Here is an 18,239-nt window from a genome sequence, read left to right on the forward strand (position 1 = left end):
ATTAAGGTGTAATAGCGAATGTTAAAGTCCAGTCTCTAACACTACCATCAGCAGAGTAAATTCTGTAAACGTAAGGCCCTTTAGAAAAATCGGCAATTATACCAGCAGTTGGAGCGCTATTTAATGGTTCTATCTTAGTTCCCTGATTTACTAAACGAATGCCCACTTTAGCTAAGTCTACCTGTGGATTTGCTGCTGTTACGGTAGCTGGGGCTATTTTTGCTACCAAAATATTAATTTTAAAATTTACATTATCAATCGTTACGGTATTGTTTACCGCACGTACTTCGTAGCCGGTAACCTCTTCATTGTAATTCAGCTTTCGGGTTACTGTACGGTAATCAAAAGTGGTTACCCCTGTAATAAAAGCCTTATCGCCATAAATCGAAAAATCAGGTTCTATCCTTTGTTTAATGCAAGAGCTTAAGCTTCCCAACATTAAAAAGGCCGCCAATATTATTTTTATATTTTTCATCTTTCTTATATTTAATGTAATCATATTAATTCCATCCTGGGTTTTGTGTAAGCCTTACGTTAGCTGCCTTATAAAGCTGTATTTGCGACAATGGCACAAAAGTGAGGTAATCTCTGCCCGGGTTAATATAAAAACCAGTGGATGTTGCTGTTTGAAACTGCGATGATTTAAAGTAAGGATTAATGCGGCCGCTACTAGCAAAAGCATTCACGTTTACATTGGCACCTGTAGTTATTAATAATGGAAAATTAACACCATTAATTGCGAATCCATCGGCGGTTAAGTTGCTTGGTGTATTAAAGTAATCTAAAAATTCCTGCAGTTGTGCGCCTTTTGGTACATAGCCATTTATCACTTTATCATATACAGCCCAGCGTTTAATATCATCTAAACGATGACCTTCCAGAGCAAATTCTACAGTGCGTTCGCGTCGTATTTCGTTTACAATATTAGGTGCGCCTAAGGTGAAACCCAAATCCTCGCGGTAGGCTGATGATGGAAACCCTTGTACGGTAGTTAAACTCATCGGTGTCATAGCTACGCGGGCACGAATTACGTTAACAGTTTTATCAAGGTCGGCCTGGGTAACAGTACCCAAAATGGCCTTAGCTTCGGCCAATGCCAACAAGCCTTCTTCATATCTGATAAAAATATCATCCGTTTCTCCCTTATATACTTCTGCAGCGTTTAATACTACACCCTTATAAGTACGATATCCTGTACTTGTAATACCAGGCTGTGATAACATCAATGCAGGAAGAGCATACCTTAGGTTTTGCGAGCCAAATTCTCTACCAGGTATTTTGCCATACGGCCCACGATCAGGAGTAAAAATAGTTTGTCTAAAACGAGGATCTAGCTGGCTCGAAAGTGTATTTAATTGACTGTAAGGCGTGGTTAGACTTTGTGGCGAACCATCTTTATTAAGGTACATGTCTACCAAATGATCCGTAATAGAAGGGCCGTTATCGTTGGTTTTTAAATAGAAATTATTACTTGAAGCGAGTTTTACACCATCATAAGCACGGTACCAAAAAACACCGTCTACGGTAGCCATATCATTTTGGGCAAACAGTCTGTTATATGGCTCGTTGCCGGTTCTAAATATGCGGGTTCCCTGGTAAGTAATCAGTTCTTGCATCGCAGGTTCTATCAATGCTAAAAACTCTTTGCCATCTTTTCCCGATACAGCAAAAGGGGTATTGCGAAGGCCGTGGTAATATTCCCAGGTGCCCTCGTACAAGGCTACTCTGCTTTTAAATACAATGGCAGCCTCTTTGTTAATGCGACCAGCGACGGCTTCTCCCTGTCCTTTCCAATACAGTTTTTTAATGGCCGAATCTAAATCTTTAATAATTTGTTTAGCAACCTCATTACGCGATTGGCGAAGCTTATATAAATTTGCTGCATCATTATCGGTAGCCAAATCGGTAATAATAGGTACATCGCCAAATCGCTTAAGCAAGTTAAAGTAATCTAATGCCCTAAAAAAGTAACCTTCGCCCATAAAATGATTGGCGGCGGGAGTGTTTTGTACCTTACCTGTGGCATTTTTAAAAAGATAGTTGTCTTGCCTAATGTTTGCGTAACCAATTCTCCAGGCATCCTCAACCGATTCAAGACCAGCAATACCTGTAGCACTCGCCTGGTTTAAAGATGCAGTAACGGTAACACCATCGATCAATATATCCGAACCTAAATCCAACCGTGAATTATCCGGATTTACATTAAATACATAAAAAGGTGTACGCGTTTCGTACATCGAGTTTACATAAGTTTTAATGTCCGATGCGGTATTAAAAAAAACATCCGGAGAAATTGCATCTTGTGGCAGCTTATCTAAAAAATCTTTTTTACAAGCGCTAAGCAAAGCTACGCATAGCAGGCACATGTAACCCGTGCTTCTTGATATGTATTTATATTTCATCATTTTATTTTTTTGGTTAACTTAAATTGCGGATACTTACAGCGAAACGTTCAATCCTAACGAATAGGTTCTCATAGGCGGATAACCAATACCACCCGATGCAGAAAGTAATGCCGGATCATATTTGACAAAGGCTTTGTTGTAAATAAAGCCAAGATTTTCGCCGCTTAAATACACATTAACTTTTTGCAGTTTTATTTTTTGCAGCCACTTATCCGGCAGGTTATAACCCAAGGTTACATTCCTTACACGCAGGTGTGCTAAGTTTAACATATATTGATCATTAATGGCTGGCACCTGGCCCACCGCAGGGAAAAATGCACCGGTGTTATCTGTATTCCAAAATCCTTTTTCGATTGTTTGTTTATAGAACGGAGAAAAAAACTGCCCCTGCTGACCAAAAACCAGCTCGTTGTTTACATATTGTTTCCATTGCATTACGCCCTCAAAAATGGCAGATACCGAAAAATTGTTCCAAGAGAAGGAGGGTAATATCGAATAGCTTTTACGTGGATAATTAAAGCCATCGGTTTTTTGATCACCAAGACTTGACCAGGCTCCAGCGGTACCAGCATTAATAAAACCATCTCCATTTAAATCGGCATAGGTAATGTAGCCGGGGTAACCATAGCTTCCGTTAAATACTTTCCCATTTAATCCGGCAGTATTTTGTACAATGCCTTGGCTGGTGTATACTAAATTTTGCCCAAATAGTACCCCTGGAGTAAGAACGCTTCTGCTTCCTGTTGGATTTAAGTTATACTTAACGACATAACCAATATAATCACTCATTAAAAATGATAGCCCGTAGTTGGCTGTTTTGCCTGCAAGATTAAATTTATCGTTCCAGCTTACATTTATTTCCCATCCACGGGTTTCTGATGTCGCAGTATTTTCGGGTGGCGAACTCGTTCCCAATGTTTGGGGCAATGGTTTAGGCTGATCTGCCTGATCATAAACAGTACGCTGATACCAATCATAGGTTATAGTCAACCTGTTTTTTAAGGCAGTTAAATCGAAACCAAAATCTAACATAGCCGGTTTAGTCCAGGTTAACGTGCTGCTTACCAAGCTTGATGGATTTAAATAATTTATTAAGCTGCCTCCCAAAAGAGTTCTGGTACTTGTAGCAGAGGGCATAGTAGGTAAATAGGCGTATAAGTTACCCTGTGAACTTTGATCACCGGTTTTAGACCATGATGCCCTAATTTTAAACTGCGATACATAATCTTTAAATTTCCAGAAATTTTCGTTGGATACATTCCATCCAGCAGAAACAGAAGGGAAATATCCCCATCTTGATTGTGGTGCAAACCTCGAACTGGCATCTGTACGAGCGGCCAACTTAAGTAAGTATCTTTCTTTAAAATCGTAAGTAATTAATCCATAATAACCTATTGTAGACCAATGGTTTAAAACATCATTGGCGTTAAATGGGCCCGCCGTTGTTCTTATGGAGTTAACATTATCTTGTGCAAAAAAGTTTTGTCCACTACCATCTAATTGTTTATACTGGTTGCTTTCTGCCTGTGCCCCCACCTGTATGAGGAAATGATGGGCATCGGCTAATGTTTTGGCATATTCAGCGGAAAGTTTACCAAAATTATAATCTGTAGTGCCATAACTTTTGCTTTCCATACTATTTGCCGCACTTCTAAATCCATTGGTTATGGTACCATCTGGATTATAAGAGTATACAACTTTTTGTGCTGTTTCATTGAAGAAAGAATTGTTTCTAAAATTATAATTGCCGATAATGGTAAGGCCTGCTATTGGTCTTAAGTTAAAGCCTCCGGTAAATGTCAAATCGTTACTGGTAGAGGCGACAGTACCGCCAATGATAGAAGAAAGATAAACAGGTGAGCTATAATAAGCAGGCTTATCAGGGTTACGGAGCGGGTTATTAAGAAACTCACGACCCAAGAAAGAGAAAAAGGTATTATAATTATTGCCCTGTCCCATTATATTAGGACCTAAAGTACTTGCACGGCCATAATTAAAGCTTGCATCTAAATCTAACCAATCGGTTGCTTTAAACTGCAACTTGCTTAATCCATTGTATCTTTTATAGTAATTATCTACCGGTTTTAGTACCCCAGCAGTATTATTATAACCCAAGCCTACATAATATTTAATACGATCGCTACCGCCGGAGAAACTTAAATTTTGATCGGTAGCAGGTACTGCAGTTTTAAAATAAGCCGCATTATAATCATCCGTGCCAAAGCTGTTATACCTGCTATAACCATTGGCAATTGGGAACGAGCCATTGATTACGTATTTCATATCCAGGCCTGCAAACACAGGATTCGTGTAGTCGCCCGCAGCATGTGCCTTTATCCTCTCTAAAGTTAAATCGTCGACTATTTTAGTACCCGTACCTGTGGCAGCCGATAGCGCTATCTGGTTTAAATAAGTTGCCCAATCATAAGTGCTGGGAAGCTCGGGCATCATAGCCGATGTAGAAAATTTATAATTAGAACTATAGTTTACAGCCATTTTACCACTACTTCCGCTTTTGGTAGTGATTAAAATTATCCCGTAAGGTGCCCGAGATCCATAGATAATAGTTGACGCGCCATCTTTTAAAACAGAGATAGATTCTACATCGTTCGGGTTCACATCTGATATCCGGCGTTCCACACCATCGACCAAGACCAAAGGTCCTCCTGTTGAGTTCATTGACGTAAATCCTCTAATATTTAGAGAAGGACTTGCTTCTGGCGCGCCACTTGCTATTGTGATATTTAATCCTGGAGAAATACCTTTTAAACCCTCAGCAAGGGATTTTAAAGGCCTATCCTGTAAAGTTTTACCATCAATAGAGGCAACGGCGTCAGTTAGGTTTTTCTTTTTAACTTTTCCGTAAGCGGTTACCACTACTTCATTTAATTGCCTATTCGATTCGGTGAGTTTTATGACACCATTCTGAATAGCACTTGCCACAATTTCAAATGACTCATAGCCAATCATAGAAATTACGATAACAGCATTATTATTACTCAGATTTATGGAAAATGCCCCTTTCTCATCTGATGTTGTACCATTTTTTGTGCCTTTTTCTGTAATTGTTGCGCCAGGAATAGGCGACCCGCTAATATCTGTTATTTTACCTCTTATAAGATCAAATTTAACAGTATTCAAGAAGCTTACATTTTTTGTGATTTTATTGTATGTTAAGGCTTTTGATGCAAAAGGTTCTGCAATAATTGCGCATACAAAACATGGTAAAATTATTTTTGCCATAAAGTATTGGCATTTAGGTAAATACCTAACACGGTTAATGTTTTTTATCATTACTTTAAGTTTAATTTGGTTATTTTTTTGCACGGAAGACAAAAGGTTATATTAAAAGTCCCATTAATTATGGGCTAAATGATGGTTAGTATATTTTTGTCCATATTTTTTGTTTTGGTGAATAAAAGGTTTACGATCTATAAGCCAACAACATCAATATGTCATCTGGTTTATATTTGGTTTTCAGTATAAACTTAAACCACGACTCTGTTAAATGAAAAGTAAATCGCTAAAAAATCATTTTGCAACCGCTCCCAATTTTGGGAGCGGTTGCAAAAACACTAATTTTAAATATTCTAACCATTTTAGCAAGGGGAATTAAGGTTTATTTCTTACTGTAGTTGGTTTATATGTAAGAACTTATATGAATTTTGTAAGAGAAATAGCTTAACTTTAAAGTAACGGGGTAATACATCATGGCTGTTTATAGCATATATCGATCAGGAACTGACTGCCTTGCTCCAAGGAGAGGATGGTACTGCTTTTACGAAGATCTTTAGCCGCGCGATATCAATCGTAGGTGTATGTTTAGACGTTTATTTACCTGGTGATTTTATCAATGGTACTAATGGGAGGGTGGATTATGATGTGGCTGATTTTCCTTTGCTTGTTGAGTTACAGGCAATGAGCAGACAGATTTGGTAAGTACAACACAGTATTTCAAATATATTTGCACAAGCGAATGAGGTCTTGTAAGTTTAAGGTATTAATCTGAGCTATATCATTATGTCAAAGTTCAATCCAGCGGTCGACGAATACATTGCAAAATCCGAAGAGTTTGCAAAGCCAATTTTAAAGCATTGGCGCCAGCTTGTCCACAATGCCTGTCCGGAGGTAAAAGAGGCTATAAAATGGGGTTTTCCGCATTTTGATTATAAGGAACAGTTTATGTGCGTGATGGCTTCTTATAAGAATCACTGTGCTTTCACATTCCTGAAGGGAGAACTAATGTCTGATGCCAGGCTAAAAGCGAATAAAGATCTGAAGGCCGCGCAGCGTTTTCTCGGTAAAATCAGTCAGTTCTCACAACTTCCTTCGGATGAAGAATTTATTAGCTTCATTGCAGAGGCAATGAAACTCAACGAACAAGGCATTAAAGTGGTAACTCCAAAATCTGAGAAGCCTAAGGTTTTAGAAACACCTGATTATTTTTTAGCGCAGTTGGAGCAAAATCCACAGGCAAAACAAATCTTTGATGCCAGGTCAGACTCTTTCCGTAAGGAATATATTGCCTGGATCAGCGAAGCCAAAACAGAAGCTACCAGGCAGAAAAGAATAGATGAAGCATTGGAGTGGATAGCGGAAGGCAAAGCTAGATTCTGGAAGTATATGAAGTAACAAACGCAAACTTTAATGGATTGATTTTTGCTGATAGCTCTAAATCCGTCAATCTAAAAGCCTCTTGTTATGATCAAGATTTTAAAACTTCAAAAAGCAGTAATCGCCTTTATACTGGGTATTTTGGCGTTGATTGGCTATAAGATAATGAGTGTAAATAAGATCGAGTCCAGTAATTATTTGCTGTCATTGGCCGGAATTTTATTCATTACAGGAGCATTGATGTTTCTCTTTCCTATAATTTTTGCGAAGCCGAATAAACAGGGAGAGATAGAGCTGGATCCGGAGAAACAAGAAGAAGAGCTATCAGAAAATGAGAAGAAAGTGGCGACTGATGAATCGCCACTTTAATAGACTTATATAACCCCACCCATGTAAGGATCGGTAATAGAATCATTTCCGTTTTCGGCATGACCGGCATATTGCTTATTAAAAGAAGGATCTCCTTTAATGGTCACCCTCAAATCGTACCATCCGGAATTCTTTTGAAGGTCAATCGGCAGGCTCGTTTTACTTTTTGCTTTTAATGCAATTGTGAGCTGTTCAGTGCTTTTGTAGGCATTGTCTGTGATTAAAATCTCGAGGTCTTTATCGTCCTTGTTTTCAAGTGCAATGACCAGATTTCCACTCGGCTTTTTGCTTAAAAATCCCTTTGACTCATATAGACAGCTTACATGAAGTGCGGGTTCATTTTTACTGCCGTTAAATTCACGGTAGAACCCATTTGGCCCGGTGATGCAGATGTTGTATTTACCATTCTCAAAATCATCAATTTTCAACTGATCAGAGATCTGGTCGCCACTGCTTACCGCGTACGCCCATGTTTTGCCCGCTGCCCCTTTGTAGAGGGTTTTGGTGTAAACATTAAATGGAGCACCACAAGGAATGCTTTTTTGTCCGAAATTTCCTTCCCCCGATTCAAAATGAAGCGCTATACTGTTTTTATCGGAAGATAAATTGCCTTCAGCAAAGAGCTGATATGGCAATGCACAGGCTTTGCTGGTGCCTTTTTCCTGAATGCCCAAGCCTTTATTGATCTTATTGATCTCCGATTGTGACAGTGCATCAGGTTTTAATTGTGCAGGCTTGTTTCTTGCATTCTGAATATTGACTATCGTTGTTTCTTTCTTCAATAGGGGAGGAACTACTGCCGGGATGTCCGCTGCAGGCCTGAATACTGAAGTAAGGTCTCCGCAGATGGCTCTTCTCCAGCTGCTGATCTGGCTGCTTCTGATCTTCTTTCCTGTTTTTTTGCTCAGGAAATTTTCAAGGAACATCAGGCAGGAAGTATGGTCAAAAACCTGTGAGTTTACATACCCTCCTTTACTCCAGGGAGAAGCCACCACCATTGGTACACGATAGCCTAAGCCAATAGGACTGCCTTTTTTGTTTTCGTAATCTGAGGCTACATCAATATTGTTAGAAACCTTGCCTGCTTCCGGATCATTCGGTTTAGGTACTACATAGGGAGGGATATGGTCAAAATAGCCATCGTTCTCATCGTAAGTAAGTACAAAAATTGTTTTCTTCCATACTTCAGGGTTTTTAGTCAGAATTTCTATGGCTTCTGATACATACCATGTTCCGTAGAGTGGGGAACTGGTGTGGTCGGAGAATCTTTGAGGAGCTACCAGCCAGGATACGGTTGGCAATTTTCCATTGTCTACATCAGACCTGAACTGGTGGAATATATCGTTTTTAGGGATGTTTAAAGTTTGTTCTTTACCCTGATCATCAGTAAATGTAAATGGTGCCAGTTCTAGGTAATTGAACGGGGCGTTGATGTTACTTGCGAAAGCTTTATCAATCAGGTTTTTCTCCCTTTGTGAGAGTTTATTGTATTTTTCTGTTACTTCGGCTGCGGTCAGCTTGGTTTTTCCTGTAATGTCACCATTCTTACGGAAATAGGCAGAGAGCTTAACATTGTATCGTTTTACATACTCAATGGCATTGTCTCCGTAATTGCCCAACCAATCATCCACCGTATCTCCTGGAAGATCTGCTGACCATATTTCATTTTGATAGATTTTCCAGTCGATCCCATTGTCTTCCAGTATCTCGGGAAAAGTTTCCCAGTCTACATAAGTATCCCCTCTGGATTCAGCCTGAGAATTACTTACTGCTGCTACTGAAGTTCCGTTGAGTTCCGGCCGGATATTTCCCGTCCAGAAGAACAAACGGTTTGGCGTAGTTCCGGTTAGCGAAGAGCAGAAATTATGGTCACAGATGGTAAAGGCATCAGCCATTGAATAGTAAAACGGAACGTCAGTCCTGTCGTAATAACCAAGGCACATTAGCGATTTAACAGGCACCCATTTATCATATTTGCCATTGTTGCGGGCAGCAACCTGGTCAGACCAGGAATGGGGAAGGCCACCCTGCCAGGTGATTTTGGTTTTATTGATGTCTACATGGAATGGTGCGTAAGTTTTTCCGGCGTTATCTTTCTGCAGCCATACCTTGTTTTTGTCAGGCAGCGTAAAAGCACGTGGATCATTGAATCCCCTTACGCCTTTCAGTTTTCCGAACATGTGGTCAAATGAACGGTTTTCCTGCATTAGAAAAACTACATGCTCTGCATCATAAAATGTAGATCCCGGATCTGCACTGATGGCCATTGCCTTTTGAATAGACATAGGGATCACATTTGGGAGCGTAGCTGCACCCGATAACAGGGCTGCTTTTTTAAGAAATTCTCTTCTCGAGTCCATATTGGTTTATTGGTGTGTAAACCAAACTTAGGCAAAATTGAAGAAAATGTAAAGGGATAATTTTAACTATTCAAAGCTTTCCATATGACATCAAATACCTGGTTGGCTTCTATGTTTTTTGAGTTGAGGCCCGTGTCTGTAATCAACACCGGGTGAAATTCATCTGGCGTGTCAATATTGCCGTGTGAACCTTTGATTAAGGTCGCATCCAGAGGAATTACATCCATAACATACCTGAACCCTGCTTTTTTTCTGAGTAGCTTATAGGCCGCGCGTGGTTTGGACGACATGAACATCTCAACAGGATCATAACCTGGTTTTTTATGGATGTCTACACACCTTGCATAATCTGGTGCTTTTGCATCATCCAGCCAGAAATAATAGGTAAACCAGTGTTCTGGAGCGGCAGATATTACGAAATCACCTGCTCTTTCATGGTTGATGTGGTGTTTTTTCTTTCCTTCTTCGTCCAGGATTAGTGCAATGCCAGGCGTATTTTCAAGGATGTTTTTTACCTGAGCGGTTACCGAAGGATCGTTGATGTAAATGTGGGCGATCTGGTGATCCGCCACGACAAATGCTTTGGAAGCACCCGCATCCAGCAATTCGAGCCCCCGCTCTACCCGGATCTGAAGTAATCCTTTTTCTCTGAAAATACGGTTTAGGTGTACGGGCTTACTCACCGGAGCGATTCCATATTCCGATAGTATAATGATATTGGCATTTTTCTTTTCATAGAAATTGACAAGATCTTTTACTACTTCATCAATTTCCCCAAGCTCTTTACTGATCTTAGAGAAGTCGTTCCCGAATTTTTGCAGGCAATAGTCCAGATGAGGCAGGTAGACTAAGGTTAAGGTTGGGTCGTGCAGCTCATCTGTAGCCATGGTGGCATCAGCAATCCAGCGTGTAGATTTAATATTGGCGCCTGGTCCCCAGAACTGAAACAGTGGGAATTCACCCAGTTTTTCCTTTAGCGTATCACGCAATTCAGCGGGATGCGAATAGAAATCGGGCGTCTTCCTGCCGTCGGCCAGGTAATTTGGACGTGGTGTAGCGGAATAATCTGCATTGGAATACATATTGTACCACCAGAACATATTGGAGCAGGTAAAGTTAGGGTCTGCCTTTTTGGCCTTGTCCCAGATTTTATCTGCCTGTACCAGTTTATTGGATTGTTTCCAGAATTTGATCTCAGCATCGGTATTGTCATACCAGCCGTTGCCAACGATGCCATGTTCAGATGGCCATTTCCCTGTTAAGTATGTAGATTGAACGGCTGTAGTTACCGCAGGTAACATAGGGGTTATTTTGCCCAGATTTTTATCTTTTATATATTTTTCAAGAAATGGGGTATGCTGACCAATCAGGTTAGCCGATAATCCTACAACGTCTATAACTACAGTTTTCTTCATCTTAACTCATTTTTATGCTAATGTATCTATCACCCAGTTCAGTTCATTGCTGATCGACTGAGCTATCGGTAATTTCAATTGTTCGGGTAAAACTTCCCAGGTATAGGTCTCTACTTCAAGGTGATTGGTAAAAGGTCTGGCTTTTTGCAGTTCAAGTACGGTATTGATATCACTCTGTGTAGATTGCAGAAGACCTATATCCTGAATTGAAATGGGAACATGAAAATGTGCCCTCCATTCTTTTGTATCTTTGTTTTCAAAATCATCCAATGCTTCGGGTAGGTCCTGATAGCGTTTTACATCACCGTTGTTTTGAAGCGCGACTACCTGGTGAAGGTAGGTCGGTTCATTAAATGTATTGAAGCTTTGCCTGATCTGCTGCTTTTTTTCTGCTGATCCATTTAGGTTTGCTTTTAAAGCTGCACTGATCTGGATTTTGCCTACACGGATATTCTTATGTTCCAATTCGGCCAATACAGCCTCGTGGTCTTCGTAGCCTATGGCAAAATGACAAACATCGTAACAAAGACAAAGATGCTGTTTGATGATCGCTTCAGCTTCCTGATCCGTTGTGCTGAAGAAATTTTTAATTTCCGGGATTCCAATAGGTAAGAGGTATTGCTCAAACCAGTCTATGAATTCCCTGCCGGTTTCCAGTATGCCGTCCGGTTCTGGTTCTATGTCTAAATGCAGTAACAGGCCTTGCTCATATTTAATTGCAGCGAGTAACTTGATGACTTCAATGATATTCAAAGTAGCTTTTTCTGTTGCTTCTTTTAATGCCTGAGGGGTTTTAAACCAGTGCCTGTAACTTAACGGAGAGGTAGAAATTCCGCCGTCCATTCCTTCTGGTACAAGAGATTTGAGGATATGAAATAGCCTGATGGTATAATCCTTACGGTCGTCTGTAGTCCAGTCAGGCGCATGCACATCTGCCTTAACTATTGTATGATGGAAATCGCCATATGGGAATCCGTTCATGGTAAAAACATAGGCATCATTTTCTTGAAGCCATTGTTTGAAAAGCTCAAGTTCAGCAGCATTTTGTAGCTGCAGACTGGCTGCATGAGATAACCTCAAGCCCAAACCTAATGCCTCGGTGGGAGCCACATTTTGCTTGACTATGGGGAAGTTTTGTTTTAGCGCATTAAAATCCTCATCCCAGTTTTTGCCGGCATGAATATTTGTACAATAAGTTAAGTGACCTGTATTTACCTTCATAATTACTGTTTGATGGTATCTGTGTAATGTTGCGTAAATGCAGTTACGTATGCACTTGCTTTAATGAGTAGTTCATAGTCCATTTCATGCACTTCTTTTCCGGTACCAATATCGGTTAATAGGGTGATGGTCAATAAACCTCCCAGGTGTTCCTGGAATTCTGACAAGCCCCGTAGGATAGGGGAATGTTTGTCATTAATCTGTATGATAGGGTCTGAAATGCTGAATGACAATGCGGCCAGGACATTTAAGATCTTCAATAGCTTTTCTTCTGTAAGCATGCCTTTTAAGAAGGAGTAGGTGCTGTCTAATGCAATACCCATGGCCACAGCCTCACCGTGCAATACTTCAAAATTGCTGAGTTGTTCTAATTTGTGTGCACTCCAATGCCCAAAGTCCAGAGGTCTGGCTGAGCCTGTTTCAAAAGGATCATCGCCGCCAATGTGATTTAAATGCAGCTGTGCACAATGTTTGATCAGATAGTTCATGGTGTCTGTATCACGCTGAACGAGTTGTTGCGTATGCTTTTCAATCCAGTAAAAGAATTCAGGATCTTTAATCAACGCAACTTTTATAGCCTCAGAAATTCCGGAACGGTAATCTCTGTCGGTCAGTGTGGTCAGAAATTCATCATCATTAAATACAGCGGTCGGGGGTGCAAATGTGCCCAGGAAATTCTTTTTGCCTTTGTAGTTGATGCCGTTTTTAACTCCTATTCCGGAATCATTTTGCGAAAGTACCGTTGTGGGAATTCGGATGTGTTTTATTCCCCGATGGGAAACTGCAGCAGCATAGCCAACCAGATCAAGTACAGCTCCTCCGCCTATGGCGGCAATGTAAGAGTGACGGTCGATACCGTAGGTGTTTACTGCTTCCACAATCTGATCGAACAATAAAGGGTCGTTTTTTGATGCTTCACCACCTGGTACAATAAGTATGTTCTCTACCAGCTGCACATCCTGGTGTTGTGCGAAGTAGGTTTTGATCTTTTCTAAAAGATCGGAATGTGTATCAGCAACTCCCTGGTCTACGACAAAGAATATTTTGCGGACTGACTCCGATGGTCGTCCTTTAAAGAAATCGCTGAAGATCGGATTGCCGGTATCGAAAAGTGAACTGGTGAAAAATATTTTATATTCAAATTTTACACTGAACGATTGTTCTAAATGACTCATATACTAAAATGCTTGACTAGGTAACGGCAAAAGCCTTACCCAGTAATAATGATACTGGTAATAAAACAACAATGAAAACAGCAACATGCCATACGCCAAAAGCGCTTGCCCATGCTGCATTCATTAGGATCAGGGCTATTACCCCTGCTTTTACGGCTTTGCCGATATTGGATCCAATTGGAGTTTTTATGGCCTTGAGCAGCGGCATAAAAATCATAAAGGCAAATGGTAAAACAAATATTAAAGTGGGGAGAAGATTATCCTTTGTATAAGCAAATGTGAGGATACAGGAAATTACTACAGCATATAACAAGCCTCCGAAATACAGCATTTTCTTGCTCCCTCCATGAACTTCGCCTCTGCTGATCATGGTGATGGATGCAATATAAATGATAGGAACAAATGCGAGGAACCACCATTGCTGAATAGCAGGCCCTATGATACTCACTCCTAATAAAAGGTTTAAACCCCGGCATAAACCCATATTCAAGGGGCCGAATATTGAGCTGTGTTTCAGGAATTTGTCGTACACCAAACAGGATATCATGATGGCGCCGGCAAGATATTGTGATTCTTTACTATAAAGGCCAGCTGTAAAAATCCCTATAAAAAAGAAGACACCTCCAAAAATTGTGGCTGCCTTTTTAGAGATCAATCCACTTGGTATCGGGCGTTCTGGTCGTTCTTTCGCATCGAGCTCTGCATCAAAAACATCATTCAGGATGATTCCCCCGCTGTAAAGCCCTATAGTGGATATGCAGAGCAGAATAGCGGGTAATAAATATGGTGTAGTATTGATTGTTGTATGCCAGCCAGGGATAATTTCAGTAAAATATCCAGCAATAGCCATTCCTGCCAATACATCGGCAACAGCAGTAACCACATTGGCCGGTCTCATTAGTCTAAGATATCCGATTAATTTCTTCACGGCTAGGAAATAATAATAGAGTTTTTATCTATTCTTGGTTGTTGTCCGCCCCTTAGTATGGAATTGCTTTCAAATTTCTGGCTTTGGTCGATAGTTTTAACTGTCAGGAAATCCTGCTCATCAATCTGGCCACTTTGTGCAAATGCGGTAATCGCATTGCGGTAAGTAACCAGTTCGATATCTTTTATACTAATGCCTGATTTTTTCATGAGCGCAGCTGTTTTTGGAACGGCCAGGGGATCACTGATGCCCCAGTCTGCAGCCGAATTGATCATGATTCTTTCTGAGCCATATTGTTTTACAACCTCGACCATGCGTTCATTGCCCATTTTGGTAAAAGGATAAATGGTAAATGCCGCCCAAAAGCCCCTGTCTAAAACTTCCTTTACCGTTTCCTCATTGTTGTGGTCAACGATCACCATGTGCGGAGCGAGCCCTTGCTCAATGGCAATATCCATGCTGCGCTGGGTTCCTTTTTTCTTATCTCTGTGAGGAGTGTGGATCTGCACCGGTAATCCCGCCTCAAGGGCCAGGGCTAGTTGTAGTCGGTAATATTTTTCTTCTGCGGCAGTCTGATCATCAAATCCGATTTCGCCTATACCAACCACGCCTTCTTTAAAAATGAACTGGGGAAGGATTTCCATCACCTGTTCCGCTAATTTTTCATTGTTGGCTTCACGGGAATTTAGCCCTATAGTACAGTAATGCTTGATCCCGAATTGCGAAGACCTGAATCTTTCCCATCCGATTAAACTGCTATAGTAATCTGTAAAACTATCTACCCCTGTACGTGGTTGTCCAAGCCAGAATGCGGGTTCAATGAGCGCTACGATACCTGCATCGGCCATTGCCTGGTAATCATCCGTAGTACGTGAGGTCATGTGGACATGCGGATCGAAAAACTTCATTCCGCTGATGTCATTCAGATCAAGGACGGTTTGGATTTTTTCTCCTTCATTTCTTTCCTGAAAATTCTCGTTACAGCACATAATTCGTTCTTTATATTTTCTCTTTTGTTTCTTCAATAAGTTTATAGATCTCTGGCAATACTGTTCTGTGCGCCGCAAGACGTTCCTGAACATAATCATTTAAGGTGTCAGCCAGAGCTTTGTTTAGCCTTTCGTGGAGGCCAACAATAAGATTGACATCTTTTTCTGTAAAAAATGCTTTCAATATGAGTTGGTTCCACGCAGCCTCAGATAAAAATGCTGCGGGATAAGGGTTGTGATACATAATGGCTTCTAACACGGTCCCTATATTACTTCTAATCCCTTCTTCACATCTTGAAACCCATATTTCAGGATAGTGAAATAAAGCGAGTGCGGAATACAGCGCTATTTGCTCATTCATCTCGGATGCCGTAAAAAGACCGTTTATCTTTTTGAAATAAACATCCTGATGATCTGCCGGTACTTGCATCAGCAGCCATACCCGGCAAAGTCTATCCAGTGCCCAATGTGTAATCTTAAATCCGGGAAGCAATTGTGCAATGGCTTTACTTTCTTCCGGTTCAATGTTTATAGCGGCTTTTGAAGAAAACCTGGGTAGATGGGCAAATGCCATGTTGAGCTGGATGGATTTTTCCTCATTTTTTACCAGTTCAGCTTTAGCCTTGAGCCAAGTCAGCGCTTCGGCAGAAAGCTGGCGGCTGATGATTTGAAGAAAAATATGATCCAGGTCTTTTATTACCTGTTTATCTGTTAAAGACATGTTTTACAAATTGATAGCCACAAAATAATTGATGGCAAGTGCGGCACTGATGATCAGCAAACCAAAAAACTCCCTGGTTTTTTCGATATACGGTTTAGTCGCCTGCATACTTTCTACAAGACTTGGTCTTCTGTATTTTGAAATCCAATCCCGCACCCCATCTTTAGCGAAGAATAAAATGATCGCATAAATAAGATAGAAAGATATGGCTCCTAAGTAGATTTTAGGGTAAAATTGATTAAAAATGGCAAATCCACAACAAATGGCAGCCACCATATAAATAGGTACCCAAAGCCACGGGTCAACATCATTTAAGTTCAGGTAAGCAAAAGCAACGAATGCAATGCAAAAAATAGCGTTTAATATGCTAAGTAAAATAATCATGAAAGTTTCAATTTGTGTGTGTTGAAATACTAAATACAAATAAACAGATAATTAACTCGATTTAGCAAACCTGAATGTAAAAATTGAATTATAGAATGTGATTTGAGTACGGCTGAAATTGATATCAATTATATTACTTGTGAAAAGGTTTTTTGTAACTGATAAATCGTATTTTCATGCTACAAATGAGATTTTATGCGTAAAAATTTAGGAATTCTAGTCGTGCTGACTGCGATTGTAGCTGTTTGTATGAGTTTCAATGTTGGAAGAAAGCAGCCTTTGGTTAAAGATGCCGCTACGAATTACAAGACATACTGTGCCGGTTGCCATGGGGAAAAAATGGATATGTTCGTAGACCGTAGCTGGAAGCATGGTAATAAAAAAGAAGATTTATTTAAGGCCATTAAGAGTGGATATGCAGACGAAGGTATGCCTTCTTTTGGAGAGAGCATGACTGATAAGGAAATAAATGCGCTGGCTGATTATATCCTTACAGGGATAAAAAATGTTGGAAAGTATACCTCGAACGACAGGCCTAAGTCTGACATTTTTAAAACCGAGGCCATGACCATCAAACTGGAACTTGTTGGTGAAGGACTGGATGTTCCCTGGGGTATTGCGTTTTTACCGGACAATGAAATCCTGGCTACTGACAGAAGTGGTAAATTCTATAGGGTAAAGAATAAGTCCCTTCAGGCTATAAGCGGTGCTCCGCAGGTTTTGGCCCGTGGACAAGGAGGTTTAATGGATGTAATACTTGATCCGGATTTTGCATCAAACAATACGATATACCTTTCTTATTCTAAGTTTAAAAATGAGGGCGGCGCTACTTTGGCAACAACTGCGATCATGAAGGCAAAACTTGTGGGAAATGCATTAACAGAGCAAAAGGATATTTTTGTAGCAGAACCTTACTCGAGAACCCAACACCATTATGGCTCCAGAATGCAGTTTGGTAAGGATGGTTATTTGTATTTCTCAGTTGGGGAGCGTGGCAATGAAAAAGAAAATCCACAACAGATAAAAGACAATGATCTGGGGAAAATCCATCGGATAAAAAGTGACGGTAGTATTCCCGCTAATAACCCTTTTATTAAAACCGCAGGACCAGAATCTTCCACTTATTCTTATTCCTCGATTTTTTCTTATGGACACAGAAATCCTCAGGGTATGACCATTCACCCGATAACCGGAAAAATCTGGACTAACGAACATGGTCCTAGGGGTGGCGATGAAATAAATATTGAGGAACCCGGTAAGAACTACGGCTGGCCAATAATTACTTACGGTATCAATTACAATGGAAAACCAATTAGTAACCTCACAGCAAAAGAGGGCATGGTTCAGCCTTTACATTATTGGATACCGTCTATTGGTCCAAGTGGACTTGCGTTCGTAACTGGTAGCAAGTATAAAGGCTGGGAAGGTAACCTGCTTTCAGGCTCCCTTCGTTTTCAATTCCTGCAGAGGTCTGTTCTAAAAGGTAACAAGGTGGTTAAAGAAGAGATCTTATTTAAGAATATTGGCAGGGTAAGGGACGTACGCATGGCTCCCGATGGGTATATTTATATTGCTGTAGAATCACCCGGCAGGATTTATAAGTTAGTGCCGCAAAACTAAAGGTGGTAATGAAAAAGTGGCGTGACTTTTTCAAGTCA

15 protein-coding genes are annotated in these 18,239 nt (G+C 40.5%); 4 read left to right on the top strand and 11 right to left on the bottom strand.

Annotated features, from left to right (window positions below; translation table 11 throughout):
- Position 1: 1 nt before the first annotated feature.
- Genes R2Q78_RS15210 through R2Q78_RS15220 form a run of 3 tightly spaced genes read right to left on the bottom strand, consistent with a single transcriptional unit; the run spans position 2 to position 5,648 of the window.
- A complete protein-coding gene (locus R2Q78_RS15210) occupies positions 2-475 on the bottom strand; it encodes a DUF5018-related domain-containing protein (RefSeq protein ID WP_316793371.1) in 474 nt (157 codons plus the stop codon).
- 25 nt (positions 476-500) lie between these two features.
- The gene (locus R2Q78_RS15215; RefSeq protein WP_316793374.1) at positions 501-2,405 is read right to left on the bottom strand and encodes a RagB/SusD family nutrient uptake outer membrane protein; all 1,905 of its coding nucleotides are present in this window, start codon (positions 2,403-2,405) and stop codon (positions 501-503) included.
- Positions 2,406-2,438: 33 nt separating this feature from the next.
- Positions 2,439-5,648, bottom strand: coding sequence for a SusC/RagA family TonB-linked outer membrane protein (locus R2Q78_RS15220; protein WP_316793376.1), 3,210 nt, complete (start codon positions 5,646-5,648; stop codon positions 2,439-2,441).
- A gap of 507 nt (positions 5,649-6,155) precedes the next feature.
- On the opposite strand from R2Q78_RS15220, the gene R2Q78_RS15225 reads away from it, so the two are divergent.
- The 3 genes from R2Q78_RS15225 to R2Q78_RS15235 all read left to right on the top strand — a co-directional run bounded on the left by R2Q78_RS15225 (position 6,156) and on the right by R2Q78_RS15235 (position 7,388).
- A complete protein-coding gene (locus R2Q78_RS15225; RefSeq protein WP_316793379.1) occupies positions 6,156-6,344 on the top strand; it encodes a hypothetical protein in 189 nt (62 codons plus the stop codon).
- Positions 6,345-6,425: 81 nt separating this feature from the next.
- Positions 6,426-7,037, top strand: a complete 612-nt coding sequence (locus R2Q78_RS15230) for a YdeI/OmpD-associated family protein (protein ID WP_316793381.1) — start codon at positions 6,426-6,428, stop codon at positions 7,035-7,037.
- A gap of 69 nt (positions 7,038-7,106) precedes the next feature.
- Positions 7,107-7,388, top strand: a complete 282-nt coding sequence (locus R2Q78_RS15235) for an isoleucyl-tRNA synthetase (protein ID WP_316793382.1) — start codon at positions 7,107-7,109, stop codon at positions 7,386-7,388.
- Between the two features lie 5 nt (positions 7,389-7,393).
- Here the strand turns inward: R2Q78_RS15235 and R2Q78_RS15240 are convergent, their stop codons facing one another.
- From R2Q78_RS15240 to R2Q78_RS15275, 8 genes are all read right to left on the bottom strand, one after another.
- The gene (locus tag R2Q78_RS15240; protein ID WP_316793386.1) at positions 7,394-9,748 is read right to left on the bottom strand and encodes a phosphocholine-specific phospholipase C; all 2,355 of its coding nucleotides are present in this window, start codon (positions 9,746-9,748) and stop codon (positions 7,394-7,396) included.
- Between the two features lie 62 nt (positions 9,749-9,810).
- Entirely contained in the window at positions 9,811-11,163 is a 1,353-nt protein-coding gene (locus R2Q78_RS15245) for an alkaline phosphatase family protein (protein WP_316793388.1), read from the bottom strand.
- Between the two features lie 12 nt (positions 11,164-11,175).
- Positions 11,176-12,384: a metabolite traffic protein EboE gene (gene eboE / locus R2Q78_RS15250; protein ID WP_316793392.1), complete on the bottom strand. Its 1,209-nt coding sequence runs from the start codon at positions 12,382-12,384 to the stop codon at positions 11,176-11,178.
- Positions 12,385-12,386: 2 nt separating this feature from the next.
- Entirely contained in the window at positions 12,387-13,559 is a 1,173-nt protein-coding gene (locus R2Q78_RS15255; RefSeq protein WP_316793394.1) for a 3-dehydroquinate synthase, read from the bottom strand.
- Positions 13,560-13,575: 16 nt separating this feature from the next.
- Positions 13,576-14,487 (bottom strand): UbiA-like protein EboC, encoded by a 912-nt coding sequence (gene eboC, locus R2Q78_RS15260; RefSeq protein ID WP_316793396.1) that lies wholly within the window; start codon positions 14,485-14,487, stop codon positions 13,576-13,578.
- 2 nt (positions 14,488-14,489) lie between these two features.
- On the bottom strand, positions 14,490-15,512 hold the full coding sequence (locus R2Q78_RS15265) for a TatD family hydrolase (RefSeq protein WP_316793399.1): 1,023 nt from the start codon (positions 15,510-15,512) through the stop codon (positions 14,490-14,492).
- Entirely contained in the window at positions 15,487-16,197 is a 711-nt protein-coding gene (locus R2Q78_RS15270) for an EboA domain-containing protein (RefSeq protein ID WP_316793401.1), read from the bottom strand. Before R2Q78_RS15270 ends, R2Q78_RS15265 begins: the two co-directional genes overlap by 26 nt.
- A 3-nt stretch (positions 16,198-16,200) precedes the next feature.
- Positions 16,201-16,581: a transmembrane 220 family protein gene (locus R2Q78_RS15275; RefSeq protein WP_316793403.1), complete on the bottom strand. Its 381-nt coding sequence runs from the start codon at positions 16,579-16,581 to the stop codon at positions 16,201-16,203.
- 195 nt (positions 16,582-16,776) lie between these two features.
- Between R2Q78_RS15275 and R2Q78_RS15280 the strand changes: the two genes are divergently transcribed.
- Positions 16,777-18,201 (top strand): PQQ-dependent sugar dehydrogenase, encoded by a 1,425-nt coding sequence (locus R2Q78_RS15280; RefSeq protein ID WP_316793404.1) that lies wholly within the window; start codon positions 16,777-16,779, stop codon positions 18,199-18,201.
- Positions 18,202-18,239 lie beyond the last annotated feature (38 nt).

It is taken from the genome of Pedobacter frigoris (assembly GCF_032678645.1).
Classification (GTDB): Bacteria; Bacteroidota; Bacteroidia; order Sphingobacteriales; family Sphingobacteriaceae; genus Pedobacter; species Pedobacter frigoris_A.

Excerpts from the sequence above, each read along its gene's own strand:
- R2Q78_RS15210 (WP_316793371.1), bottom strand. The coding sequence starts at position 475 with ATGAAAAATATAAAAATAATATTGGCGGCCTTTTTAATGTTGGGAAGC.
- R2Q78_RS15215 (WP_316793374.1), bottom strand. The coding sequence starts at position 2,405 with ATGATGAAATATAAATACATATCAAGAAGCACGGGTTACATGTGCCTG.
- R2Q78_RS15220 (WP_316793376.1), bottom strand. The coding sequence starts at position 5,648 with ATGGCAAAAATAATTTTACCATGTTTTGTATGCGCAATTATTGCAGAA.
- R2Q78_RS15230 (WP_316793381.1), top strand. The coding sequence starts at position 6,426 with ATGTCAAAGTTCAATCCAGCGGTCGACGAATACATTGCAAAATCCGAA.
- R2Q78_RS15235 (WP_316793382.1), top strand. The coding sequence starts at position 7,107 with ATGATCAAGATTTTAAAACTTCAAAAAGCAGTAATCGCCTTTATACTG.
- R2Q78_RS15240 (WP_316793386.1), bottom strand. The coding sequence starts at position 9,748 with ATGGACTCGAGAAGAGAATTTCTTAAAAAAGCAGCCCTGTTATCGGGT.
- R2Q78_RS15245 (WP_316793388.1), bottom strand. The coding sequence starts at position 11,163 with ATGAAGAAAACTGTAGTTATAGACGTTGTAGGATTATCGGCTAACCTG.
- eboE (WP_316793392.1), bottom strand. The coding sequence starts at position 12,384 with ATGAAGGTAAATACAGGTCACTTAACTTATTGTACAAATATTCATGCC.
- R2Q78_RS15255 (WP_316793394.1), bottom strand. The coding sequence starts at position 13,559 with ATGAGTCATTTAGAACAATCGTTCAGTGTAAAATTTGAATATAAAATA.
- R2Q78_RS15270 (WP_316793401.1), bottom strand. The coding sequence starts at position 16,197 with ATGTCTTTAACAGATAAACAGGTAATAAAAGACCTGGATCATATTTTT.
- R2Q78_RS15275 (WP_316793403.1), bottom strand. The coding sequence starts at position 16,581 with ATGATTATTTTACTTAGCATATTAAACGCTATTTTTTGCATTGCATTC.
- R2Q78_RS15280 (WP_316793404.1), top strand. The coding sequence starts at position 16,777 with ATGCGTAAAAATTTAGGAATTCTAGTCGTGCTGACTGCGATTGTAGCT.